Annotated in this window: 18 protein-coding genes and 1 pseudogene; 16 read left to right on the forward strand and 3 right to left on the reverse strand. The window is 63.4% G+C overall.

Annotation, left to right across the window (positions count from 1 at the left end):
* Window positions 1-615: a LysE family translocator gene (locus tag HXX15_RS09950; protein ID WP_296515568.1), complete on the reverse strand. Its 615-nt coding sequence runs from the start codon at window positions 613-615 to the stop codon at window positions 1-3.
* Between the two features lie 267 nt (window positions 616-882).
* Here HXX15_RS09950 and HXX15_RS09955 point away from each other — a divergent pair, with 267 nt between their 5' ends.
* From HXX15_RS09955 to HXX15_RS10005, 11 genes and pseudogenes are all read left to right on the forward strand, one after another.
* On the forward strand, window positions 883-1,440 hold the full coding sequence (locus tag HXX15_RS09955) for an NADPH-dependent FMN reductase (RefSeq protein ID WP_296515570.1): 558 nt from the start codon (window positions 883-885) through the stop codon (window positions 1,438-1,440).
* Between the two features lie 64 nt (window positions 1,441-1,504).
* Window positions 1,505-1,822, forward strand: a complete 318-nt coding sequence (locus HXX15_RS09960; RefSeq protein WP_296515572.1) for a septum formation initiator family protein — start codon at window positions 1,505-1,507, stop codon at window positions 1,820-1,822.
* A 153-nt stretch (window positions 1,823-1,975) separates the two neighbouring features.
* The gene (gene pdhA / locus HXX15_RS09965; protein ID WP_296515574.1) at window positions 1,976-3,007 is read left to right on the forward strand and encodes a pyruvate dehydrogenase (acetyl-transferring) E1 component subunit alpha; all 1,032 of its coding nucleotides are present in this window, start codon (window positions 1,976-1,978) and stop codon (window positions 3,005-3,007) included.
* A 53-nt stretch (window positions 3,008-3,060) separates the two neighbouring features.
* Window positions 3,061-4,488, forward strand: coding sequence for a pyruvate dehydrogenase complex E1 component subunit beta (locus HXX15_RS09970; protein ID WP_296515577.1), 1,428 nt, complete (start codon window positions 3,061-3,063; stop codon window positions 4,486-4,488).
* Between the two features lie 17 nt (window positions 4,489-4,505).
* Window positions 4,506-5,846, forward strand: a complete 1,341-nt coding sequence (locus HXX15_RS09975) for a pyruvate dehydrogenase complex dihydrolipoamide acetyltransferase (RefSeq protein WP_296515579.1) — start codon at window positions 4,506-4,508, stop codon at window positions 5,844-5,846.
* Window positions 5,847-5,866: 20 nt separating this feature from the next.
* Entirely contained in the window at window positions 5,867-6,187 is a 321-nt protein-coding gene (locus HXX15_RS09980; protein ID WP_296515581.1) for a hypothetical protein, read from the forward strand.
* 6 nt (window positions 6,188-6,193) lie between these two features.
* Window positions 6,194-6,442, forward strand: a complete 249-nt coding sequence (locus HXX15_RS09985; protein WP_296515583.1) for a hypothetical protein — start codon at window positions 6,194-6,196, stop codon at window positions 6,440-6,442.
* Window positions 6,443-7,864, forward strand: coding sequence for a dihydrolipoyl dehydrogenase (gene lpdA, locus HXX15_RS09990; RefSeq protein WP_296515585.1), 1,422 nt, complete (start codon window positions 6,443-6,445; stop codon window positions 7,862-7,864).
* Window positions 7,865-7,969: 105 nt separating this feature from the next.
* Complete coding sequence (locus HXX15_RS09995) at window positions 7,970-8,569, forward strand: DUF4337 domain-containing protein (protein ID WP_296515586.1); 600 nt, start codon at window positions 7,970-7,972, stop codon at window positions 8,567-8,569.
* 598 nt (window positions 8,570-9,167) lie between these two features.
* Window positions 9,168-9,389 (forward strand): annotated as a pseudogene (locus HXX15_RS23155) (dihydroxy-acid dehydratase); the annotation flags it as partial.
* Complete coding sequence (locus HXX15_RS10005) at window positions 9,376-10,197, forward strand: tetratricopeptide repeat protein (RefSeq protein WP_296515590.1); 822 nt, start codon at window positions 9,376-9,378, stop codon at window positions 10,195-10,197. The pseudogene HXX15_RS23155 and the gene HXX15_RS10005, both read left to right, overlap by 14 nt.
* Window positions 10,198-10,235: 38 nt before the next feature.
* Here HXX15_RS10005 and xth read toward each other — a convergent pair whose 3' ends face one another.
* Complete coding sequence (gene xth / locus HXX15_RS10010) at window positions 10,236-11,027, reverse strand: exodeoxyribonuclease III (RefSeq protein WP_296515593.1); 792 nt, start codon at window positions 11,025-11,027, stop codon at window positions 10,236-10,238.
* 146 nt (window positions 11,028-11,173) lie between these two features.
* Between xth and HXX15_RS10015 the strand changes: the two genes are divergently transcribed.
* The 4 genes from HXX15_RS10015 (at window position 11,174) to HXX15_RS10030 (ending at window position 17,102) form a co-directional block, all read left to right on the forward strand.
* Window positions 11,174-12,304 (forward strand): efflux RND transporter periplasmic adaptor subunit, encoded by a 1,131-nt coding sequence (locus HXX15_RS10015; protein ID WP_296515595.1) that lies wholly within the window; start codon window positions 11,174-11,176, stop codon window positions 12,302-12,304.
* A gap of 3 nt (window positions 12,305-12,307) precedes the next feature.
* Window positions 12,308-15,436, forward strand: a complete 3,129-nt coding sequence (locus HXX15_RS10020; protein WP_296515597.1) for an efflux RND transporter permease subunit — start codon at window positions 12,308-12,310, stop codon at window positions 15,434-15,436.
* Between the two features lie 223 nt (window positions 15,437-15,659).
* Complete coding sequence (locus tag HXX15_RS10025; RefSeq protein WP_296516902.1) at window positions 15,660-15,986, forward strand: helix-turn-helix transcriptional regulator; 327 nt, start codon at window positions 15,660-15,662, stop codon at window positions 15,984-15,986.
* A 159-nt stretch (window positions 15,987-16,145) separates the two neighbouring features.
* The gene (locus HXX15_RS10030) at window positions 16,146-17,102 is read left to right on the forward strand and encodes a hypothetical protein (RefSeq protein WP_296515599.1); all 957 of its coding nucleotides are present in this window, start codon (window positions 16,146-16,148) and stop codon (window positions 17,100-17,102) included.
* 126 nt (window positions 17,103-17,228) lie between these two features.
* Here HXX15_RS10030 and HXX15_RS10035 read toward each other — a convergent pair whose 3' ends face one another.
* Window positions 17,229-17,561, reverse strand: a complete 333-nt coding sequence (locus HXX15_RS10035; RefSeq protein ID WP_296515601.1) for an iron-sulfur cluster assembly accessory protein — start codon at window positions 17,559-17,561, stop codon at window positions 17,229-17,231.
* A gap of 99 nt (window positions 17,562-17,660) precedes the next feature.
* Here HXX15_RS10035 and HXX15_RS10040 point away from each other — a divergent pair, with 99 nt between their 5' ends.
* On the forward strand, window positions 17,661-18,875 hold the full coding sequence (locus HXX15_RS10040; protein ID WP_296515604.1) for a deoxyguanosinetriphosphate triphosphohydrolase: 1,215 nt from the start codon (window positions 17,661-17,663) through the stop codon (window positions 18,873-18,875).
* Window positions 18,876-18,909 lie beyond the last annotated feature (34 nt).

An 18,909-nucleotide genomic window follows, 5' to 3' on the forward strand; every position in this document is an offset into this window, starting at 1 on the left:
TCAGCGCTCGGCGAATGCCAGCCTGGCGCCGAGCGCGACGAATGCCGCGGCGAAGGAGCGACGCATCCAGGTCAGCACGCGGGGCCGCGAGATGACATGGTCGCGTACCGATGCGGAGAACAGCCCGTAGCCGACGAACACGACAAACGTCATCAGCATGAAGATGGCGCTCAGCGTCAGCATCTGCGGCAACGGGTGCACGGCGTCGGCAGGCACGAATTGCGGCAGGAACGCCAGAAAGAAGATCGACAGTTTCGGATTGAGGATGTTGATCAGGATGCCGGTGATCGTGACCTGCGCCGCCGACTGCGCGCCGGTCTCCTTTTCCACCTGCAGGGCGCCGCGCTCCTGCAGCGTGGTCCAGGCCATGTACAGCAGATAGGCGACGCCGAGATATTTGAAGGTCTGGAACGCCAGCGCGCTGGTGTGCAGCAGCGCCGCCAGCCCCATGATCGCCGCCGCCATGTGCGGCACGATGCCGATGGTGCAGCCGAACGCGGCCACCACGCTGGCGCGCGAGCCGCGCGAGAGTCCCGCCGCCAGCGTATAGAGGACGCCGGTGCCGGGTGAGGCGATCACGATCAGCGACGTGATCAGGAATTCGATGCTCACCATGCCAACGCCCCGGTCGCGATCGGTCCGCCCGCCTTGCGGGCTGCATCTCAGATAATCACGGACCGCGCATTGTCGAATTCGACAAAGGGCGGAAGCTGGAGGCGGGGACCGCGTCGGATCGAGGCGATCCACACCCCACCGCCGCTGAATCGATCAAGACTTCGTCATTGCGACGCAACGGCAATACATGCACTTGCATCTTTTTGGCGGTGGGCTAGCGTCGCGGCTCTTCCGCCTTTCGGCATCATCTCGTCAGGACCCACCACCATGACCACTCCGTACAACGTCGCCGTCATCGTCGGCAGCCTTCGCAAACAGGCGTTCTCGCTCAGGATCGCCCACGCCTTTGCCAAGCTCGCGCCAGCATCACTGAAACTGAACGTGGTGACGCTCCACGACATCTCGTTCTTCAATCAGGACCTCGAGGCCAGCCCGCCCGCCGACTGGCTGGCTTTTCGCGCGCTGTTGCAGGCCTCCGATGCGGTGCTGTACGTGACCCCCGAATACAACCGCTCGATCCCGGGCGTGCTGAAGAACGCCATCGACGTCGCTTCACGGCCCTACGGCAAGAGTTCGTTGCTGGGCAAGCCGACCGGCATCGTCAGCAATTCGCCGGGACCGCTCGGCGGCGTCAGTGCCGCCAAGCACCTGCAGCAGATCCTGCCCGGCATCAGCGGGCCGATTATGCAGCAGCCGGAAATCTATCTCAACGCGATCGGCGACGCGTTCGACGAGGCCGGGGAGCTGACCAAGGAGTCGCTGCGGCCGGTATTGCAGCAATATATCGACGCCTTCGCCGCCTGGATCGCCCAGCAGAAGAAATAGCAGCCCCCGGACCGATCGCAGCGCGGTTAGGGCTCTCTTAACCGCGCTGTCGCATGTTTGCGCTATGGTTTCGCGCAGCCGCCTCAAATCGTTCCTCACCGGCATCGCCCTGTATGCGATGGCGGCGGCTATGGTCGGCTATTTCGGCGTCAACGCCTATACCGGCAAGTACGGTCTGAACGCGCGGCAGGAACTCGATCAGGAAATCATCTCCCTGACCTCGGAGCTGGAGCGACTGAAGCAGGAGCGCGCCAAGGGCGAGCAGCAGGTGTCGTTGCTGCGGTCGGAACGCGTCGACCCCGACATGCTCGACGAACGGGTACGCTATCAGCTCGATTACGTGAACCCAGCCGATCTGGTTCGCGTCCTGCCGCCGCGCTGATTCCGCAAATTCCAAAATCGCGCAAAAACCATCGCGAAAGTTTCGCGCCGCGTTGCACTGCGGCATAGCGAGCGCGGTGTAACGCCACGCAATCCTTTCATGGTGATTTGAGTTGCGGTAGACAGGCTGATCTATCCTCTCATCGGAATCGCCATGGCTGCACCTAAGAAGAGCGTCGCGAAAGAGACAGGACAGGACAAAGGCAACGGCGCGGATCTGCCGGTACCTGACTTCACCAAGGACCAGGACCTGCGCGCGTTCCGCGACATGCTGCTGATTCGAAGGTTCGAGGAAAAGGCCGGCCAGCTCTACGGCATGGGCGCGATCGGCGGGTTCTGCCATCTCTATATCGGCCAGGAAGCGATCGTCGTCGGCATGCAGATGGCACTGAAGGACGGCGATCAGGTCATCACCGGCTATCGTGATCACGGCCATATGCTGGCCTGCGGGATGGACGCCAAGGGGGTGATGGCCGAACTGACCGGACGCCATGGCGGCTATTCCAAGGGCAAGGGCGGCTCCATGCACATGTTCAGCAAGGAGAAGAATTTCTACGGCGGCCACGGCATCGTCGGCGCTCAGGTCTCGCTCGGTACCGGTCTCGCCTTCGCCAACCGCTATCGCGGCAACGACAATGTCAGCCTGGCCTATTTCGGCGACGGCGCCTCCAATCAGGGCCAGGTCTATGAGAGCTTCAACATGGCGGAGCTGTGGAAGCTGCCGGTGATCTACATCATCGAGAACAACCGCTATGCGATGGGCACCTCGGTAACGCGCGCCTCGGCGCAGACCGATTTCTCCAAGCGCGGTATCTCCTTCAATATTCCCGGCGTGCAGGTCGACGGCATGGACGTACGCGCGGTGAAGGCCGCCGGCGACAAGGCGGTCGCCTGGTGTCGCGGCGGCAACGGGCCGTTCATCCTCGAGATGCAGACCTATCGCTATCGCGGCCATTCGATGTCGGACCCGGCGAAGTATCGCACCCGCGAGGAGGTCGACAAGGTCCGCCACGACTCCGACCCGATCGAGCAAGTGCGCAACCGTCTGCTGGCGCTGAAGCTGAGCGAGCAGGATCTCAAGGCGGTCGATGCCGAAGTGCGCGACATCGTCAATGCGGCCGCGGAGTTCGCGCAGCACGATCCGGAGCCCGACGCCGCCGAATTATGGACCGATGTGTATCGCTAGAGCCGCGCGCGACGTGCCGCCGACTGCTGTGACCGAATGACTCCGGAGCCAATATGCCGATTCAAGTCCTGATGCCCGCGCTGTCGCCGACCATGGAGAAGGGCAACCTGTCGAAATGGCTGAAGAAGGAAGGCGAGGCGATCAAGTCCGGCGACGTGATCGCGGAAATCGAGACCGACAAGGCGACGATGGAAGTCGAGGCCACCGACGAGGGTACGCTCGGCAAGATCCTGATCCCCGAAGGCACCAATGACGTCGCGGTCAATACCCCGATCGCGACGATCCTGAGCGAGGGCGAAAGCGCCTCCGATCTGGGCAAGGCGCCGACCGCAAAGCCCGCCGCATCCTTCGAGACGCCGGCTCCTCAGGATGAGGGAGCAGCACGTGCGGCAACGGCAGAGTCGCGCAGCCCTCACCCTGAGGAGGGCGCGACAGCGCCCGTCGCGAAGGGCGCGGGCGTTCAGGCGGCCGCAGATCCGGAGATCCCAGCCGGCACCGAGATGGTGACGATGACGATCCGCGAGGCGCTGCGCGACGCGATGGCGGAAGAAATGCGCCGCGATCCCGACGTCTTCATCATGGGCGAGGAGGTGGCGGAATATCAGGGCGCCTACAAGGTGACGCAGGGGCTGTTGCAGGAATTCGGCGACACGCGGGTGATCGACACCCCGATCACCGAGCACGGCTTTGCCGGCGTCGGCGTCGGCGCGGCGATGGCCGGGCTGAAGCCGATCGTCGAATTCATGACTTTCAATTTCGCCATGCAGGCGATCGACCAGATCATCAACTCCGCCGCCAAGACGCTGTACATGTCGGGCGGCCAGATGGGCTGTTCGATCGTGTTTCGCGGCCCGAACGGCGCGGCGGCCCGCGTCGGTGCGCAGCATAGCCAGGACTACTCGGCCTGGTACTCGCAGATCCCCGGACTGAAGGTGAGATCGCCATCTACCGCCGCCGACTACAAGGGCCTGTTGAAGGCCGCTATCCGCGATCCAAATCCGGTGGTGTTTCTCGAAAACGAGATGCTGTACGGCCATTCCGGCGAGGTGCCGAAGCTCGACGACTATGTGATCCCGATCGGCAAGGCGAAGGTGGCGCGCGCCGGTAACCATGTCACGCTGATCTCGTGGTCGAACGGCATGACCTACGCGCTGAAGGCCGCCGAGGAACTGGCGAAAGACGGAATCGAGGCCGAAGTGATCGACCTGCGCACGCTGCGGCCGCTCGACACCGAGACCATCATCGCCTCGGTGAAGAAGACCGGGCGCGCGGTCACGGTCGAGGAAGGCTGGCAGCAGAACGGCGTCGGCGCGGAAATCGCCGCACGAATCATGGAGCACGCCTTCGACTATCTCGACGCGCCGGTCGGCCGTGTCTCGGGCAAGGACGTGCCGATGCCTTACGCCGCCAATCTCGAGAAGCTGGCGTTGCCCAGCGTGGCCGAGGTGGTCGAGGCCGCCAAAGCCGTTTGCTATCGCTGACAGGGCAGGGCCGACACATGCCGATCAACATTCTGATGCCCGCGCTGTCGCCCACCATGGAGAAGGGCAACCTTTCGAGATGGCTGAAGAAGGAGGGCGACAAGGTCAAGAGCGGCGATGTGATCGCCGAGATCGAGACCGACAAGGCGACCATGGAGGTCGAGGCGGTCGACGACGGCACCATCGCGAAGATCGTGGTGCCGGAAGGCACCCAGGACGTGCCGGTGAATGACATCATCGCGGTGCTGGCCGGCGAGGGCGAGGATGCGAAGGCCGCGGGGGGAGGGGCCTCCGCAGCCAAGCCGGCCCCGGCTGCCGAAGTGCCCGCGCCGAGGCCTGCCGCGGCACCAGCGCCTGCCATACCCGCAGCCAAGCCAGCGGTCGCTGCTGCGCCTGCTTCAGCACAAGCAGTTACGCCGCAAGCCAACGGTGCGCGCGCCTTTGCGTCGCCGCTAGCCCGGCGCCTCGCAAAAGACGCCGGCATCGAGTTGTCGCGCATCAATGGCTCCGGGCCGCATGGCCGGGTCATCGCGCGCGACGTCGAGCAAGCGAAAGCCGGCGGCGGCTTGAAGGCACCAGCCGCGGCTCCGTCCGCCGCGCCTGCGCTCGCGCCATCGATGTCGGACCAACAGATCCGCGCGCTGTATCCGGACGGCAGCTACGAGGTGATACCGCACGACGGCATGCGCCGCACCATCGCGCAACGGCTGACGCAATCGGTGCAGACCATCCCGCATTTCTATCTGACGATGGACTGCAACATCGACAGCCTGCTCGCCGCGCGCGAGCAGATCAATGCCGCCGCACCGAAGGACAAGGACGGCAAGCCGGCCTACAAGCTCTCGGTCAACGACTTCGTCATCAAGGCGATGGCGGTGGCGCTGCAGCGGATTCCAAACGCCAATGTCAGCTGGACCGACGGCGGCATGCTGAATCACAAGCATTCCGATATCGGCGTAGCAGTAGCGATGCCAGGTGGGCTGATTACCCCGATCATTCGCAGCGCCGAGACGCTGCCGCTATCGGTGATTTCCAGCCAGATGAAGGATTTTGCCGCCCGCGCCCGGGCGCGCAAACTGAAGCCGGAAGAATATCAGGGTGGCACCACCGCGGTGTCCAACCTCGGCATGTACGGCATCAAGGACTTTACCGCGGTGATCAATCCGCCGCACGCCACGATCCTCGCGGTCGGCACCGGCGAGCAGCGCGCCATCGTGCGCGACGGCAAGATCGAAGCGGCCACGATCATGAGCGTGACGCTGAGCTGCGATCATCGCGCGGTCGACGGCGCGCTCGGCGCCGAGCTGATCGGCGCGCTCAAGCTGCTGATCGAGAACCCCGTGATGATGATGGTGTGAATGTGATGCGGAGCGCGTTGATGCCGACACTCGCCCGCATTGCGGCAGCGGGGCTCGCGGTGACGTGGGTCAGTCTGTCCGCGCACGCCGAACCGCCTCCGCATTTCACGATTTGGCAAGAGTTTGGAGCGGTGACATCGGAATTAGACATCCCGCACACACTCGGCGTGGTCGATCGAATCGAGCGGCTGCCCAACGGGAAGTATCAAGTACGCAGCGGCGCCTGCTTTGTCGAAGTGTCCATCAGCCGCGAACCCACGCGGGACTCCGATGGCCAACCGCTGCCTGGGGCGTCGCGAATCTCAAGAGTCGACATTTCCGACAAGCGCTGCGATCGGTAGCTGCCGATGCCCGCACTCACCGTTAACTTTCTGGTGCCCGCCTCGGTGGCGACGGCGATCGCGATGGCGCTGGCCTATGCGTTCTGGACCTGGGACAAGTTCACGCTGGTCGAAGCCGCCACCGGCTGGCTGGCGGGCTTGTGGCTGGCTATCGTGCTTGCTGCCGCCGCCATTGTTTCGATCCTTGCGCTGGCCGAGTGGGCGATCCGCGCCCGCATCCGCCGCCGGCATCCTGTGTTGCAGACGGAGGGTTAGTTGTCCGACACCACATTCGACATCATCATCATCGGCTCCGGCCCCGGCGGCTATGTCGCCGCGATCCGGGCGGCGCAGCTCGGCCTCAAGACCGCGATCGTCGAAAAATCCTATCTCGGCGGCATTTGTCTCAACTGGGGTTGCATCCCCACCAAGGCGCTGCTGCGTTCGGCCGAGATCTATCACTACATGCAACACGCCAAGGACTACGGGCTGTCGGCCGACAATGTAAGCTACGACCCGAAGGCCGTCGTCGCCCGCTCGCGCGGGGTCTCCAAGCGGCTCAATGACGGCGTCGGCTTCCTGATGAAGAAGAACAAGATTCAGATCATCTGGGGCGCCGCCTCGATCGATGCGCCGGGCAAGGTCACTGTGAGCGCGTCCAAGACCGAGGCGCCGAAGGGCACGCTCGGCCCCGGGGCCTATCAGGCCAAGCACATCATCGTCGCCACCGGCGCCCGGCCCCGGGTACTACCGGGGCTTGAGCCCGACAAGAAGTTGGTCTGGACCTATTTCGAGGCGATGGTGCCGGAGAAGATGCCGAAATCGCTGCTGGTGGTTGGCTCCGGCGCGATCGGAATCGAATTCGCTTCGTTCTTTCACACCATGGGCGCGGCCGTCACGGTGGTCGAGGTGCTGCCGCAGATCCTGCCGGTCGAGGACGCCGAGATCGCCGGACTGGCGCGCAAGCGGTTCGAAAAACAGGGCATCAAGATTCTCACCGGCACCAGGGTGACAAGACTCGAGAAGAAGGCCGACAGCGTCGTCGCCACCATCGACGCCGGCGATGGCAAGCCGCAGACCGTCGAGTTCGACCGCGTGATTTCCGCGGTCGGCGTGGTCGGCAATATCGAAAACCTCGGGCTGGAAAAGCTCGGCATCAAGACCGACCGCGGCTGTATCGTGATCGACGGCACCGGCAAGACCAACATCCCCGGCATCTACGCGATCGGCGACGTCGCTGGTCCGCCGATGCTGGCGCACAAGGCCGAGCATGAGGGGGTGATCTGCGTCGAGGCGATCAAGGGCCTGCATCCGCACCCGATGGACAAGAATCTGATTCCCGGCTGCACCTATTGCAATCCGCAGATCGCCTCGGTCGGCTTGACCGAAGCAAAGGCGAAGGAGGGCGGTCGCGAGAGCCGGGTCGGCCGTTTTCCGTTCGCCGGCAACGGAAAGGCCATCGCGCTCGGCGAGGACCAGGGCCTGGTCAAGGTGATCTTCGACAAGAAAACAGGGCAGCTGCTCGGCGCCCACATGATCGGCGCCGAAGTCACCGAACTGATCCAGGGCTATGTGGTGGCGATGAATCTGGAGACCACCGAGGCCGAGCTGATGCACACCGTGTTCCCGCATCCGACGCTGTCGGAGATGATGAAGGAAGCCGTGCTGGACGCCTACGGCCAAGTGCTGAACGCCTGACGTTGCCGGGGCGGAAGCCGAGCGCGCAAATGTTGGGGACAGCACGGAGCCGCGGCGCGGCGTTCCTGCCGCTGCTGCTATCATGCGGGTCGAAAGCGAGGTCCGATGGAAGCTGAAGATGCCGCCGACATGATGGATCAGGAACGCACCGACGATCGCTTCAAGCAATGGGCGGCGATCGGAATTGGCGTCCTGGCGATGCTGTTGGCGATCACCGGTCTGGGCGGCGCCAATGCCGGCAAGGAAGCCACCAACAACAACATCTATGCGGCGAACTTCTATTCGTTCTATCAGGCCAAATACATCCGCCAGACCAATTACAATATCGCCGCCGATGCCATCGATCTGGCTTTTGCGCAGACCCCGGGCCTCAGCGAGCAGATCAAGACCGAGCTGAAAGCCAAGGCCGAGGACTATCGCAAGACCGCGGCGCGCTACGAGTCGGAGCCTGAGAACAACGAGGGCAAGAAGGAATTGTTGAGACAGGCCAAGGAATTCGAGCAGAAGCGGGACCGTGCGCTGAAGCAGGACCCGTATTTCGACTACGCCGAAGCGCTGCTGCAAATCGGGATCGTGCTGATTTCGGTGTCGATTGTGTCGTCGTTTCGCTTGCTGGCAATGTGCGGCGGCGGACTCGGTATGGTCGGCACGCTGCTGATGTTGAACGGCTACACGCTGGCGGTCGACATTCCCTGGCTTGGCTGAAGCTGTTTCGGGCATTCGGCGATAGGCGGTCTGCCCGTTGCGCCACGCTGATCAGCGCCGCTGTAGGATGGTTGCCTTGCAGCAACGAATGTTGCGTCGTTGCAACACTTCCGGAACATTTAACCGTTCCCGCAGCTGACCCTTGCCCGCGCCGCTTTTTAGCCACACCGCTCACTGAAATCATTACCGCTCAGTAAGGTGGGTCACAATGACTGCCAAGATCCTGGAAGATCCTCGGATTTTCCTATCTTCGGGGTCCTGTGACCGGGGAAACGCAATTTCGATGGACGCCACGATCAGCCTCAAGGTGAGACTGCCCAACCGCCGCCCGGGGCGTGCGCCGCTTCGGCCGAACTTGGATTCGTTGGGACTGAGCTGCGACGTGCACTACGACGGCTTGGTAGGCATCGGCTCCGCCGGCGGACGGCAGCACCTGGGCATCGCGGTCGAGCTCGCCGCAGAAATCTTCAAAAAAACACCCTGTGTCCCGGTTTTGAAACCGCGCGGCCGTGATGTCGCCAAAGACCTGATCGAAACTCCCCGAATACCATTTCTGAAGATCACAGATCGCCTGACGAGCCGGAAATGGAATCCGCATCAGGATGGCGACATCATCGGGATCGACGTCGTGGCCGGCACACCTAACGCAAATTTGACCGACGTCGAACTGGCCGAGCGCAAGACCAAATCGAAGCCGCGCGCGACCGATCGTACGTCGGGAATGCCTTGGAAATACGCCCAGCAGGTCGGACCGGCGGTCGACGCCGCCATGACCCGTTCGGGTGGCGCCCACGAGAAACAGTGTGATGCGGATATTTGAGCGTAGCCTTTTCGTTGCGTTGCTTCTGGGCGTTATGTCGACGTCCGCTCCTTCGCTTGCCTTTGAGGGCACTCCGGTTGCACCGGAGACGACCGCGATCCCGGTGGCATCGGCGCAGCCCGGCACCGCGTCCGCGCTGAAGAAGGCGATCCCTTCGACCACGACGGCGACCTCTCTTACCGCACTGCAATACGCGGCCGAAGGCGGCCATCCGGTGGCGCAGTGGCGACTGGGCCGGATGTATGCCGACGGCAATGGCGTCACCCAGGACGATTTGCGTGCTTTTGAGTATTTCAGCCGGATCGCCAATGCCCACGCCGAGGACAGCCCGTCGGCGCCGCAGGCGGCGATCGTCGCCAACGCCTTCGTGGCACTCGGCCGCTATTACCTCGAAGGCATCCCGAATTCAAAGATCAAGGCCGACACCGAGCGGGCACGGGAAATGTTCTCCTATGCCGCGTCGTATTTCGGCAATGCCGACGCGCAGTACGATCTGGCGCGGCTGTACCTCAGCGGCGTCGGCACGCCGCGGGATTCCCGCTACGGCGCGCGCTGGCTCGGCCTCGCCGCGCAAAAGGGTCAGCATCAGGCGCAGGCGATGCTCGGCCAGATGCTGTTCAACGGCGACCAGTTGCCGAAACAGTCGGCGCGCGGGCTGATGTGGCTAACGCTGGCACGCGACAGCGCCACGCCGGATGAGACCTGGATCAAGGACAGCTACAACAAGGCGATCGCCAAGGCCTCCGAGGACGACCGCGCGATGGCGCTGCAGATGCTTGAGCACTGGGTTCAGGGCCGCAGGGACTGAGAACCACCGCGACGTGGCGTCGCAGGCTGGGTCGCGCCTTATGCAGCCGCCAGATCGAGGTCGATCCAGATCGGGACGTGGTCGGACGGCTTCTCCCACGACCGGACATGCTTATCGATCCCGACACCCGTCAGCCGATCCACAGCCTGCGGCGATAGCAGCAGGTGGTCGATCCGCAGCCCGTGATTCTTCTGCCAGGCACCGGCCTGGTAGTCCCAGAAGGTATATTGCCCCGGCGCGTCGGTCACTGCGCGCAGCGCGTCGGTAAGACCGAGCCCGAGCAGGGCCTGAAAACTCTCGCGGGTCTGCGGCTTGAACAGCGCGTCGTTGACCCAGGCGGCGGGATTGTGGACGTCGCCGGCCGCCGGGATGACGTTGAAGTCGCCCGCCAGGATCAACGGCTCCTCGGTCTTCAGACGCTCCTTCGAATATTCAAGAAGCCGCGACATCCATTTGAGCTTGTACGGATATTTTTCCGTCTCGACCGGATTGCCGTTGGGCAGATAGAGGCAGGCGACGCGGACCACGCCGCGCTGCAGCGACACCACACCTTCGAGGAACCTGGCATGGGCGTCGTCATCGTCGCCGGCCAGTCGCGGCGTGGCTTCCTCGAGCGGATACTTCGACAGCAGCGCCACGCCGTTGAAAGTCTTCTGGCCGTGGGTGACGACGTTGTAGCCCAGCGCTTCGATGGCTTCGCGCGGAAACGCCTCGTCGACGCATTTGATCTCCTGCAGGCAGACCACGTCCGGCGCGCAATCATGCAGCCAGGTCAGCAAATGATCGAGCCGCTGCCGGACTGAATTGACATTCCAGGTTGCAATCCGCATGGCGTTCCCTGCTTACGCAAATTTCATGTTGCTGGCATACCATGACCAGCGCGGCTGTGATAAATCATTGCAATAGGGCGCAGAAGTCGTCCAGGGGGCAAGCAAGCGGTCAGTCCGGTCAACCGGACCGGTCGTCGTGAGATGGCATGAAAAAGCACAATACGATCATTCTGGCCGGTCTCATCGGCGCCGTCCTTGTGGCAGGTTTCATGACGCGGTCGTCATGGAGCGGCAAGGAAACCGACGCCAAGGGACCGCAGCGGGCGCGGGTGGTTTCAGTCGACCTTGCCAAGGCCGAGCGCAAGCCGGTGGCGGTCGATGTCGATTCGATCGGCACGGTCACGCCGATCTCCAGCGTCGCGCTGAAGTCGCGGATCGAAACCACCATCGTCGGTGTGCATTTTCAGGATGGCGCCAAGGTCAAGGAGGGCGACCTGCTGTTCACGCTCGACTCCCGCCAGATCGAGGCCCAGCTCGAACAGGCCGAGGGCAATCTCGTCCGCGACCGCGCCCAGCTCGCCGGCGCTGAACGCGACCTCAAGCGTTACGGCGAATTGATCGGCAAGGGCGCCACCACCCAGGTCAACCTCGACAACGCCAAGACCCAGGCCGACATTCTGACCGGCACTATCAAGGCGGACGAATCCGCATTGGAAAATCTCAAGGTGCAGAAGAGTTACACCACCATCCGCGCGCCGTTCGCCGGACGGATCAGCGCGGCGAATGTGAAGGTCGGAAATTTCGTCCGACCGGCCGATACCGCGCCGATGGCGACCATCAATCAGATGGCCCCGGTCTACGTCTCTTTCGCGGTGCCGCAGCGGGTGTTGGCCGATTTGCGTGACGCGATTGCGGCCGACACCACCCAGGTGATTGCGACCATCCCCGGCAATGACCGGTCGGAGCAGGGCAAGGTGGCGATGGTCGAGAATTCGGTGGATTCAACCACCGGCATGGTCACCGTCCGCGGTATCATGGATAATACTAGCGAGACGCTGTGGCCGGGAATCTTGGTTGCGACCAAGCTGATCGTCCGCACCGAATCGTCCGTCGTGGTGCCCACGGTCGCGGTTCAGCGCAGCCAGACCGGCAACTTCGTATTCGTGGTCAAGGATGGCGCCGCTCGGGTGCAGCCGGTCAAGGTCGACCGCACCTTCAACGGCCAGTCGGTGATCGCCGAAGGGCTTTCCGGCGGCGAGGACGTCGTGGTGGACGGCCAATTGTTGCTATCGAACGGAACCAAGGTCGAGCAGCGCGCGCGCAAGGCCGGGGCCTGAGCGATGACGCTTTCCGAGCTCTGCATTCGCCGCCCGGTGATGACGACGCTGATCACGGCGTCGATTATCGCCTTCGGTATTTTCGGGTTCCGGCTGCTGCCGGTGTCCGCGCTCCCCAAGGTTGATTTTCCGACCATCGCGGTGACGGCCACATTGCCCGGGGCCAGTCCCGATACCATGGCGGCGTCGGTCGCCGGCATCATTGAGCGGCAGCTCTCGACCATCTCGGGGATCTCCTCGATGTCGTCGAGCTCGTCGCAGGGCACCAGCGTCATCACCATCCAGTTCGACCTCAACCGCAACATCGATGCTGCCGCGCTCGACGTGCAGACCGCGCTGACCATCGCGCAGCGACGGTTGCCGATCGAGATGACGACGCCGCCGAGTTTCCGCAAAGTGAATCCGGCGGATTTCCCGGTGTTGTTCGTGTCGCTGAGTTCGGCGACGTTGGCACTGTCGGCCGTCAACGAATATGGCGACATCACCATCGGGCAAGCGCTGTCGCAGATTCCCGGGGTGGCGCAGGTGTCGATTTTCGGCGCGCAGAAATTCGCGATCCGGGTGCAGGCCGATCCGGAGGCCGCCGCCGCGCGCGGATTGTCGCTGGAGGACATCCGCACCGCTGTGGCGCGCGCCAATTCCTCGACCCCGGTCGGCACGCTGAACGGCCCGAAGCAGGACATCTCGCTGCAGGCCTCCGGTCAGATGATCAACGCCTCGGACTACCGCCACATCGTGGTGGCCTGGCGCAACGGCTCGCCGGTCAAGCTGGACGAGGTCGCCAGGATCTATGACAGCGTCGAGAACGACAAGATCGCGACCTGGCTGAACGACACCCGCGCCGTGGTGCTGGCGATCCAGAAACAGCCGGACGCCAACACGGTGGCGGTGGTCGACGGCGTTCGCGCCAAACTGCCGGCGCTGCGGGCACAGATCCCGCCCTCGGTCAGCATGGACGTGATGATGGACCGCTCGGTTTCGGTGCGCCAGGCCGTCGCCGACGTCGAGGAAACCCTGCTGATCGCCGTGGTGCTGGTGATCCTGGTGATCTTCCTGTTCCTGCGCTCGGCTTCCGCCACCTTCATTCCGGCGCTGGCGGTGCCGATCTCGCTGTTCGGCACCTGTGCCGTGATGTACATGCTGGATTTCTCGATCAACAACATGACGCTGCTGGCGCTGACGCTGTCGGTCGGCTTCGTGGTCGACGACGCCATCGTGATGCTGGAAAACATCGTCCGTCACATCGAGCACGGCATGCGACCGTTCGATGCGGCGCTGAAGGGCGCCCGCGAGATCGGCTTCACCATTATTTCGATCACCTTCTCGCTGATCGCGGTGTTTATCCCGGTGCTGCTGATGGGCGGCATCGTCGGCCGGGTGTTCCGTGAATTCGCCGTCACCATCGCGGTCGCCATCGTGGTGTCGGGCTTCGTTTCGTTGACGCTGACGCCGATGCTGTGCGCCCGAGTTTTGAAGGCGCACGATCCCGGCAAGAAGGAAAACATTGTGCTGCGGCTGTTCGAACAGATGTTCAACGGCTGGCTGCGCGGTTACGAGTGGGCGCTCGATCACGTGCTGGCGCACAAATTCCTGATGCTGCTGGTGACCTTCGCGACGCTGGGCGGCACCATCTATCTCTACACCGTGGTGCCGAAGGGATTCTTCCCGCAGGAGGACACCGGCTTTCTCACTGGTGTCACCGAGGCCGCCACCGACACCTCGTTCGAAGCCATGAAGGTGCGGCAGCAGGCGCTGACCCAAATCCTGAAGACCGATCCCGCGGTCGATTACATCAACAGCACGGTCGGCTCCGGCGGTCCCAATCCCACCGCCAATTACGGTCGGCTGTTCATCGCGCTGAAGCCGGCGAACGAGCGCGAGCCGGCTGCTGTGGTGATGGCGCGGCTGCGGCAGAAGGCAACAGCGGTGCCGGGCCTGCAGGCGTTCTTCCAGAGCATCCAGAATCTCAACATCGGCGGCCGGCCGTCGAAGAGTCAGTACCAATACGTGCTGCAGTCGGGCGATACCGAGGCGCTGTATCGCCTCGCGCCGGAGATGCGCGACAGAATTGCAAAAGTTCCCGGGCTGTTGGACGTCACCACCGATCTCTACATCAAGAATCCGCAGATGACGGTCGAGATCGACCGCGAGAAGGCCGCGGTCTATGGGATCACCGTCGATCAGGTCCGTAACCAGCTCTACAACGCCTACGGCTCGCGACAGATCGGCACCATCTACATGCCGTCGAACGACTACCAGATCATCCTGGAGGCCCAGCCGCAGTTTCGCGTCGATCCGTCGGATATCTCCAAGCTCTACATGAAGACCGCCGCCAACCAGACCATCCCGATGGACGCGGTGGCGAAGCTGGTGCCGACGGTCGGCCCGCTGCAAATCAACCACCAGGGCCAGCAGCCGGCGGTGACGATCTCCTTCAACCTGGCGCCCGGCAACTCGCTAGGCTACGCGGTCGACCAGATCACCGCGATCGAGCAGGCTTCGAACTTGCCGGCGACGATCGCCACCGGATTCTCCGGGACGGCCCAGGTGTTCCAGGATTCGCTGCGCGGGCAGGGCGTGTTGATTCTCGCCGCGGTGTTCGCCGCCTTCGTGATCCTCGGTATTCTCTACGAGAGCTTCATCCATCCGATCACCATCATTTCCGGGCTGCCCTCGGCCGGCATCGGCGCGATCCTGACCTTGATGCTGTTCAACATGGAACTGTCGGTGATCGCGATGATCGGCATCGTGATGCTGGTCGGCATCGTCAAGAAGAACGCCATCATGATGGTGGACTTCGCGCTGGAGCGGCGCCGCGTTGGGCTCTCTGCCGAGCACGCGATCCGCGAGGCGGCTTTGCTGCGGTTCAGGCCGATCATGATGACCACCTTCGCGGCGATCTTCGGCACGCTGCCGATCGCGCTCGGCGCCGGCGCCGGTGCTGAACTGCGCCAGCCGCTCGGCGTCGCGGTGGTCGGCGGATTGTGCGTCTCGCAGCTGCTGACGCTGTTCATCACGCCAGTGATCTACATCTATCTCGACAAGATCGACCGCCGGCTGAAGCGACGGCTGGAGCCGCAGCTCGACGTGATAGACGATCTCGACCGGCCGCGTGCGGCGGCGGCGGCGTAGGGGCGTTCCATCCCCGCCGTGACGCACCGTCATACGCGCTCGCCGTTTCGATCGGCCAGCAAAATTGCTGCTCGCCGTTCGACGATGGAAAAATTGGGCCGGTCGACTCTCCCTGTGAATACTGGAGCCACCCGAAGAGGCGGCATCGCCACTCTTCGAGACGCAATAGTCCTGTCTGCGGAGCGTTGGAATGTCGAATCGCGGGGAAAGAATGGTCGTGGCCATGAAACTGCGGGGGATGGCCAAACAGCACGCGCTGGCCTTCGCAATGGGCGTCAATGAAAGCACCATCACACGCTGGAAGAACAACGGACCGATGTCGGTCGATCACGTCATTCGGCTCTGCAAGGCGCTCGACATATCGTTGGATTGGTTCCTGAACGGCGTCGGTGGAATCGACGCTCCCGAGCCGGAGCCGGACAAGGTCGGTATCGGCGAGTCGAGCCTGTTGTCCTGCATGAAGCGGGCTGAAACGGCGATGACCGAGCAGTCCAGGACGTTGCTCGTTGCCTTCATCGAATCGGTCCTGGGCGAAACCGGAACCTTGTGACGAACGGTCCTTGCGGCCAGCGCAAGGACTTCGGTTGTGGCTTGCCTATTATGCAATCTATGGATGTATTAATTCTCGACTGCTTCCCTAGAGTTGCACAATCTCCGGTTGCATTCGACCGGAGGCAACTGGCGCCGGTTCGGCCGGCAGGAGGTAAACATGGCAACGACCATTACCATCAACGTCATCAACAAGAGTCTGTCCCTGCAGAATTTCTTCTTCTTCCAGCAGCCTGCGGAGTATTCCGGCGGCCAGCAGGTCTACACCAACAGCCTCTACACCCAGGCGCTGCTGCCCAACGCCACCTCGGGCGCCCAACTCACCTTCACGATGGTGCTGCAGTATTACGCCGGGGTCCAACAGCAGGTCACTCCGCCGCAGGTTGGGCAGTCCTCGGGGCAACTGGCCGCGATTCAGGCCATCAATCTGACGCCGGCTCCTGGCGGCGCGCAAACCAACAACACCACCACCATGACGGTCTCGCCCTCGCTGGGACTGTCGGTACCGGTCTCGACGGTCGGCCCGCAGGCGGGCTCGTTCCGCATCGTGACGCCGATCTTCAATCCGGCGCTGACCGCCTACAATGCCGGATCGGCGGTGCAGGCGCTGTCGGGCGCGATCACGCTGTCGAACTTTGTGACCGCTCAGCCGAACACCAACCTCGACTGTCAGCCCGTCATCAAATTCTACGTGCAGACCGGAACGTATACGCCCGGCACGGTGATGAATTTCACCAGTTCGTCGATCAATGCCGCGATCTGCGATGCAACCCCGGGCTATACGACGTTCAACGTGACCTACAATCTGAACGGGACCTGGACAATCCAAAGCATGGCGGTGGAACGACTGGCCGACGGCAGCATGGGCCTGGTCGAGAAAGCCCGCCATTCGACCGGACCTGAGATTTTGGCCAATGCCGAGGTCTGGAACGAGGCCGGCTCCGCGGTGATCTCCACCGGCAGTGCCGCGAACTTCAATCCGCCGACCACGATCACCAACCTCAGCAACCCGGGCGGACTTGCGGTGTTCAACGAATATCAGATCGGCCCAACCGGCGGCCAGCGTCGCGGTGCCATGTGCACCGGGCTCGCGGGCACGACGGGCACGTTTTCCTAGCGGCCGCGAGCAACGTCGACGCTAAGCGACCAAATCGTCACACAACAGCCGGGAGCCTCTCATTGGGGCCCCCGGTCGTTCGCGTTGTATCGCAAAGCAATTCAACGTTGGGGCAGGTGCTGTTTCTCAGATCGAGAAGCTGGTGCCGCAGCCGCAGGACGCGGTGGCATTCGGGTTAACCACCCGGAACGAGGCGCCGATCAGGTCATCGACGAAATCGACCTCGGAGCCGGCCAGGAATGGCACCGAATCAGGATCGATCAGCACCACGGCGCTGTCGCGCGCGATCACCAAATCATCATCGGCCTTGGCGCGCTCGACGTCGAACTTGTACTGGAAGCCGGAGCAGCCGCCGCCTTCAACGCTGATCCGCAGCATCGCGCCGTCGCCTTCGGATTTCAGGATTTCGCCGATCCGGCGCGCTGCGCGCTCGCTGATGGTGACGCTGTCGGTGGTCATGACGTCGCTCCGCACGCCGGGGCCGCGTTTTGATTTCCCCGTCAACCATAGTTAAGTGCGCCGAGCGATGGAATCAAATGGATAAGGGATAAAGCCAGCGTGTCGGTCGGAATGGCAGCTCCCCGCGCCGTCTATGGCTGCGATCCGGACCGCAGCCGCGGCCGGCTGTTTGGCGAGCCGCCGAGCAAGACCCGCAGCGTGTTTCGACGCGATTGCGACCGGGTGATCCATTCCACCGCGTTCCGCCGGCTGAAGCACAAGACCCAGGTGTTCGTGTTTCACGAGGGCGACCATTATCGTACCCGGCTGACCCATACCCTCGAAGTGGCGCAGATCGCCCGCGCCATCGCCCGCCAGCTCGGTCTCGACGAGGATCTGACCGAGGCGCTGGCGCTGGCGCACGACCTCGGCCATCCGCCGTTCGGCCATGCCGGCGAGCGCGCGCTGGACCGCTGCCTGAAGGATCATGGCGGCTTCGACCACAACGCCCAGACCCTGCGCGTGCTGACCGCGCTGGAACATCGCTATCCCCAATTCGACGGGTTGAACCTGAGCTGGGAGACGCTCGAGGGGGTGGTGAAGCACAATGGGCCGCTCACCGCCCGCGATGGAGTTCCACTTGAACGCTACCGCGACCGCGGGGTGCCGGTCGGGATCGCCGATTTCAATCGGAAATTCGACCTTGAGCTGTCGAGCTTCGCCTCACTCGAGGCCCAGGTCGCAGCGCTTGCCGACGACATCGCCTATGACGCCCACGACATCGACGACGGCCTGCGCGCTGGGCTATTCTGCGTCGATGATCTCAAATGCATGCCGCTAACGGCGGAGATCATCGCCGGGATCGCGCAGCGTTTTCCGATGCTGGACGAAAGCCGGCGCGGCGCCGAACTGGTGCGCGAGCTGATCTCCTATCTGATCGGCGCGGTAACCGCCGAAGCGCGCCGGCGCCTCGACCAGGCGCAGCCGCGGTCGGTCGAGGACGTCCGCAACCAGAGCCGGGCGCTGATCGCGTTTCCGCCCGAGGCCGCGGCGGCGGAGGCCGAGATCAAGGCGTTCCTGAAAAAACGGATGTACCGCCATGACCGGGTGATGGCGGTGATGCGGGATGCCGAACAGATCGTGGTCGAGCTGTTTGCACGATATCGGGAGCGGCCGGCGGATTTGCCGACGGAATGGCTGCCGGCGGCCGGCGTCGACGCGGAGTCCGAGACCGACCGGCTGCGCCGGATCTGCAATTTCATCGCCGGCATGACCGACCGTTTCGCGATGACCGAGCATCAGCGGCTTTTTGACTTGACCCCGGATTTGCGTTAGGCGGCGGCCGAAGGCCGCAGCTTCGGCGTAATCC

The organism is Rhodopseudomonas sp., assembly GCF_013377015.1.
Lineage (GTDB): Bacteria > Pseudomonadota > Alphaproteobacteria > Rhizobiales > Xanthobacteraceae > JARJEH01.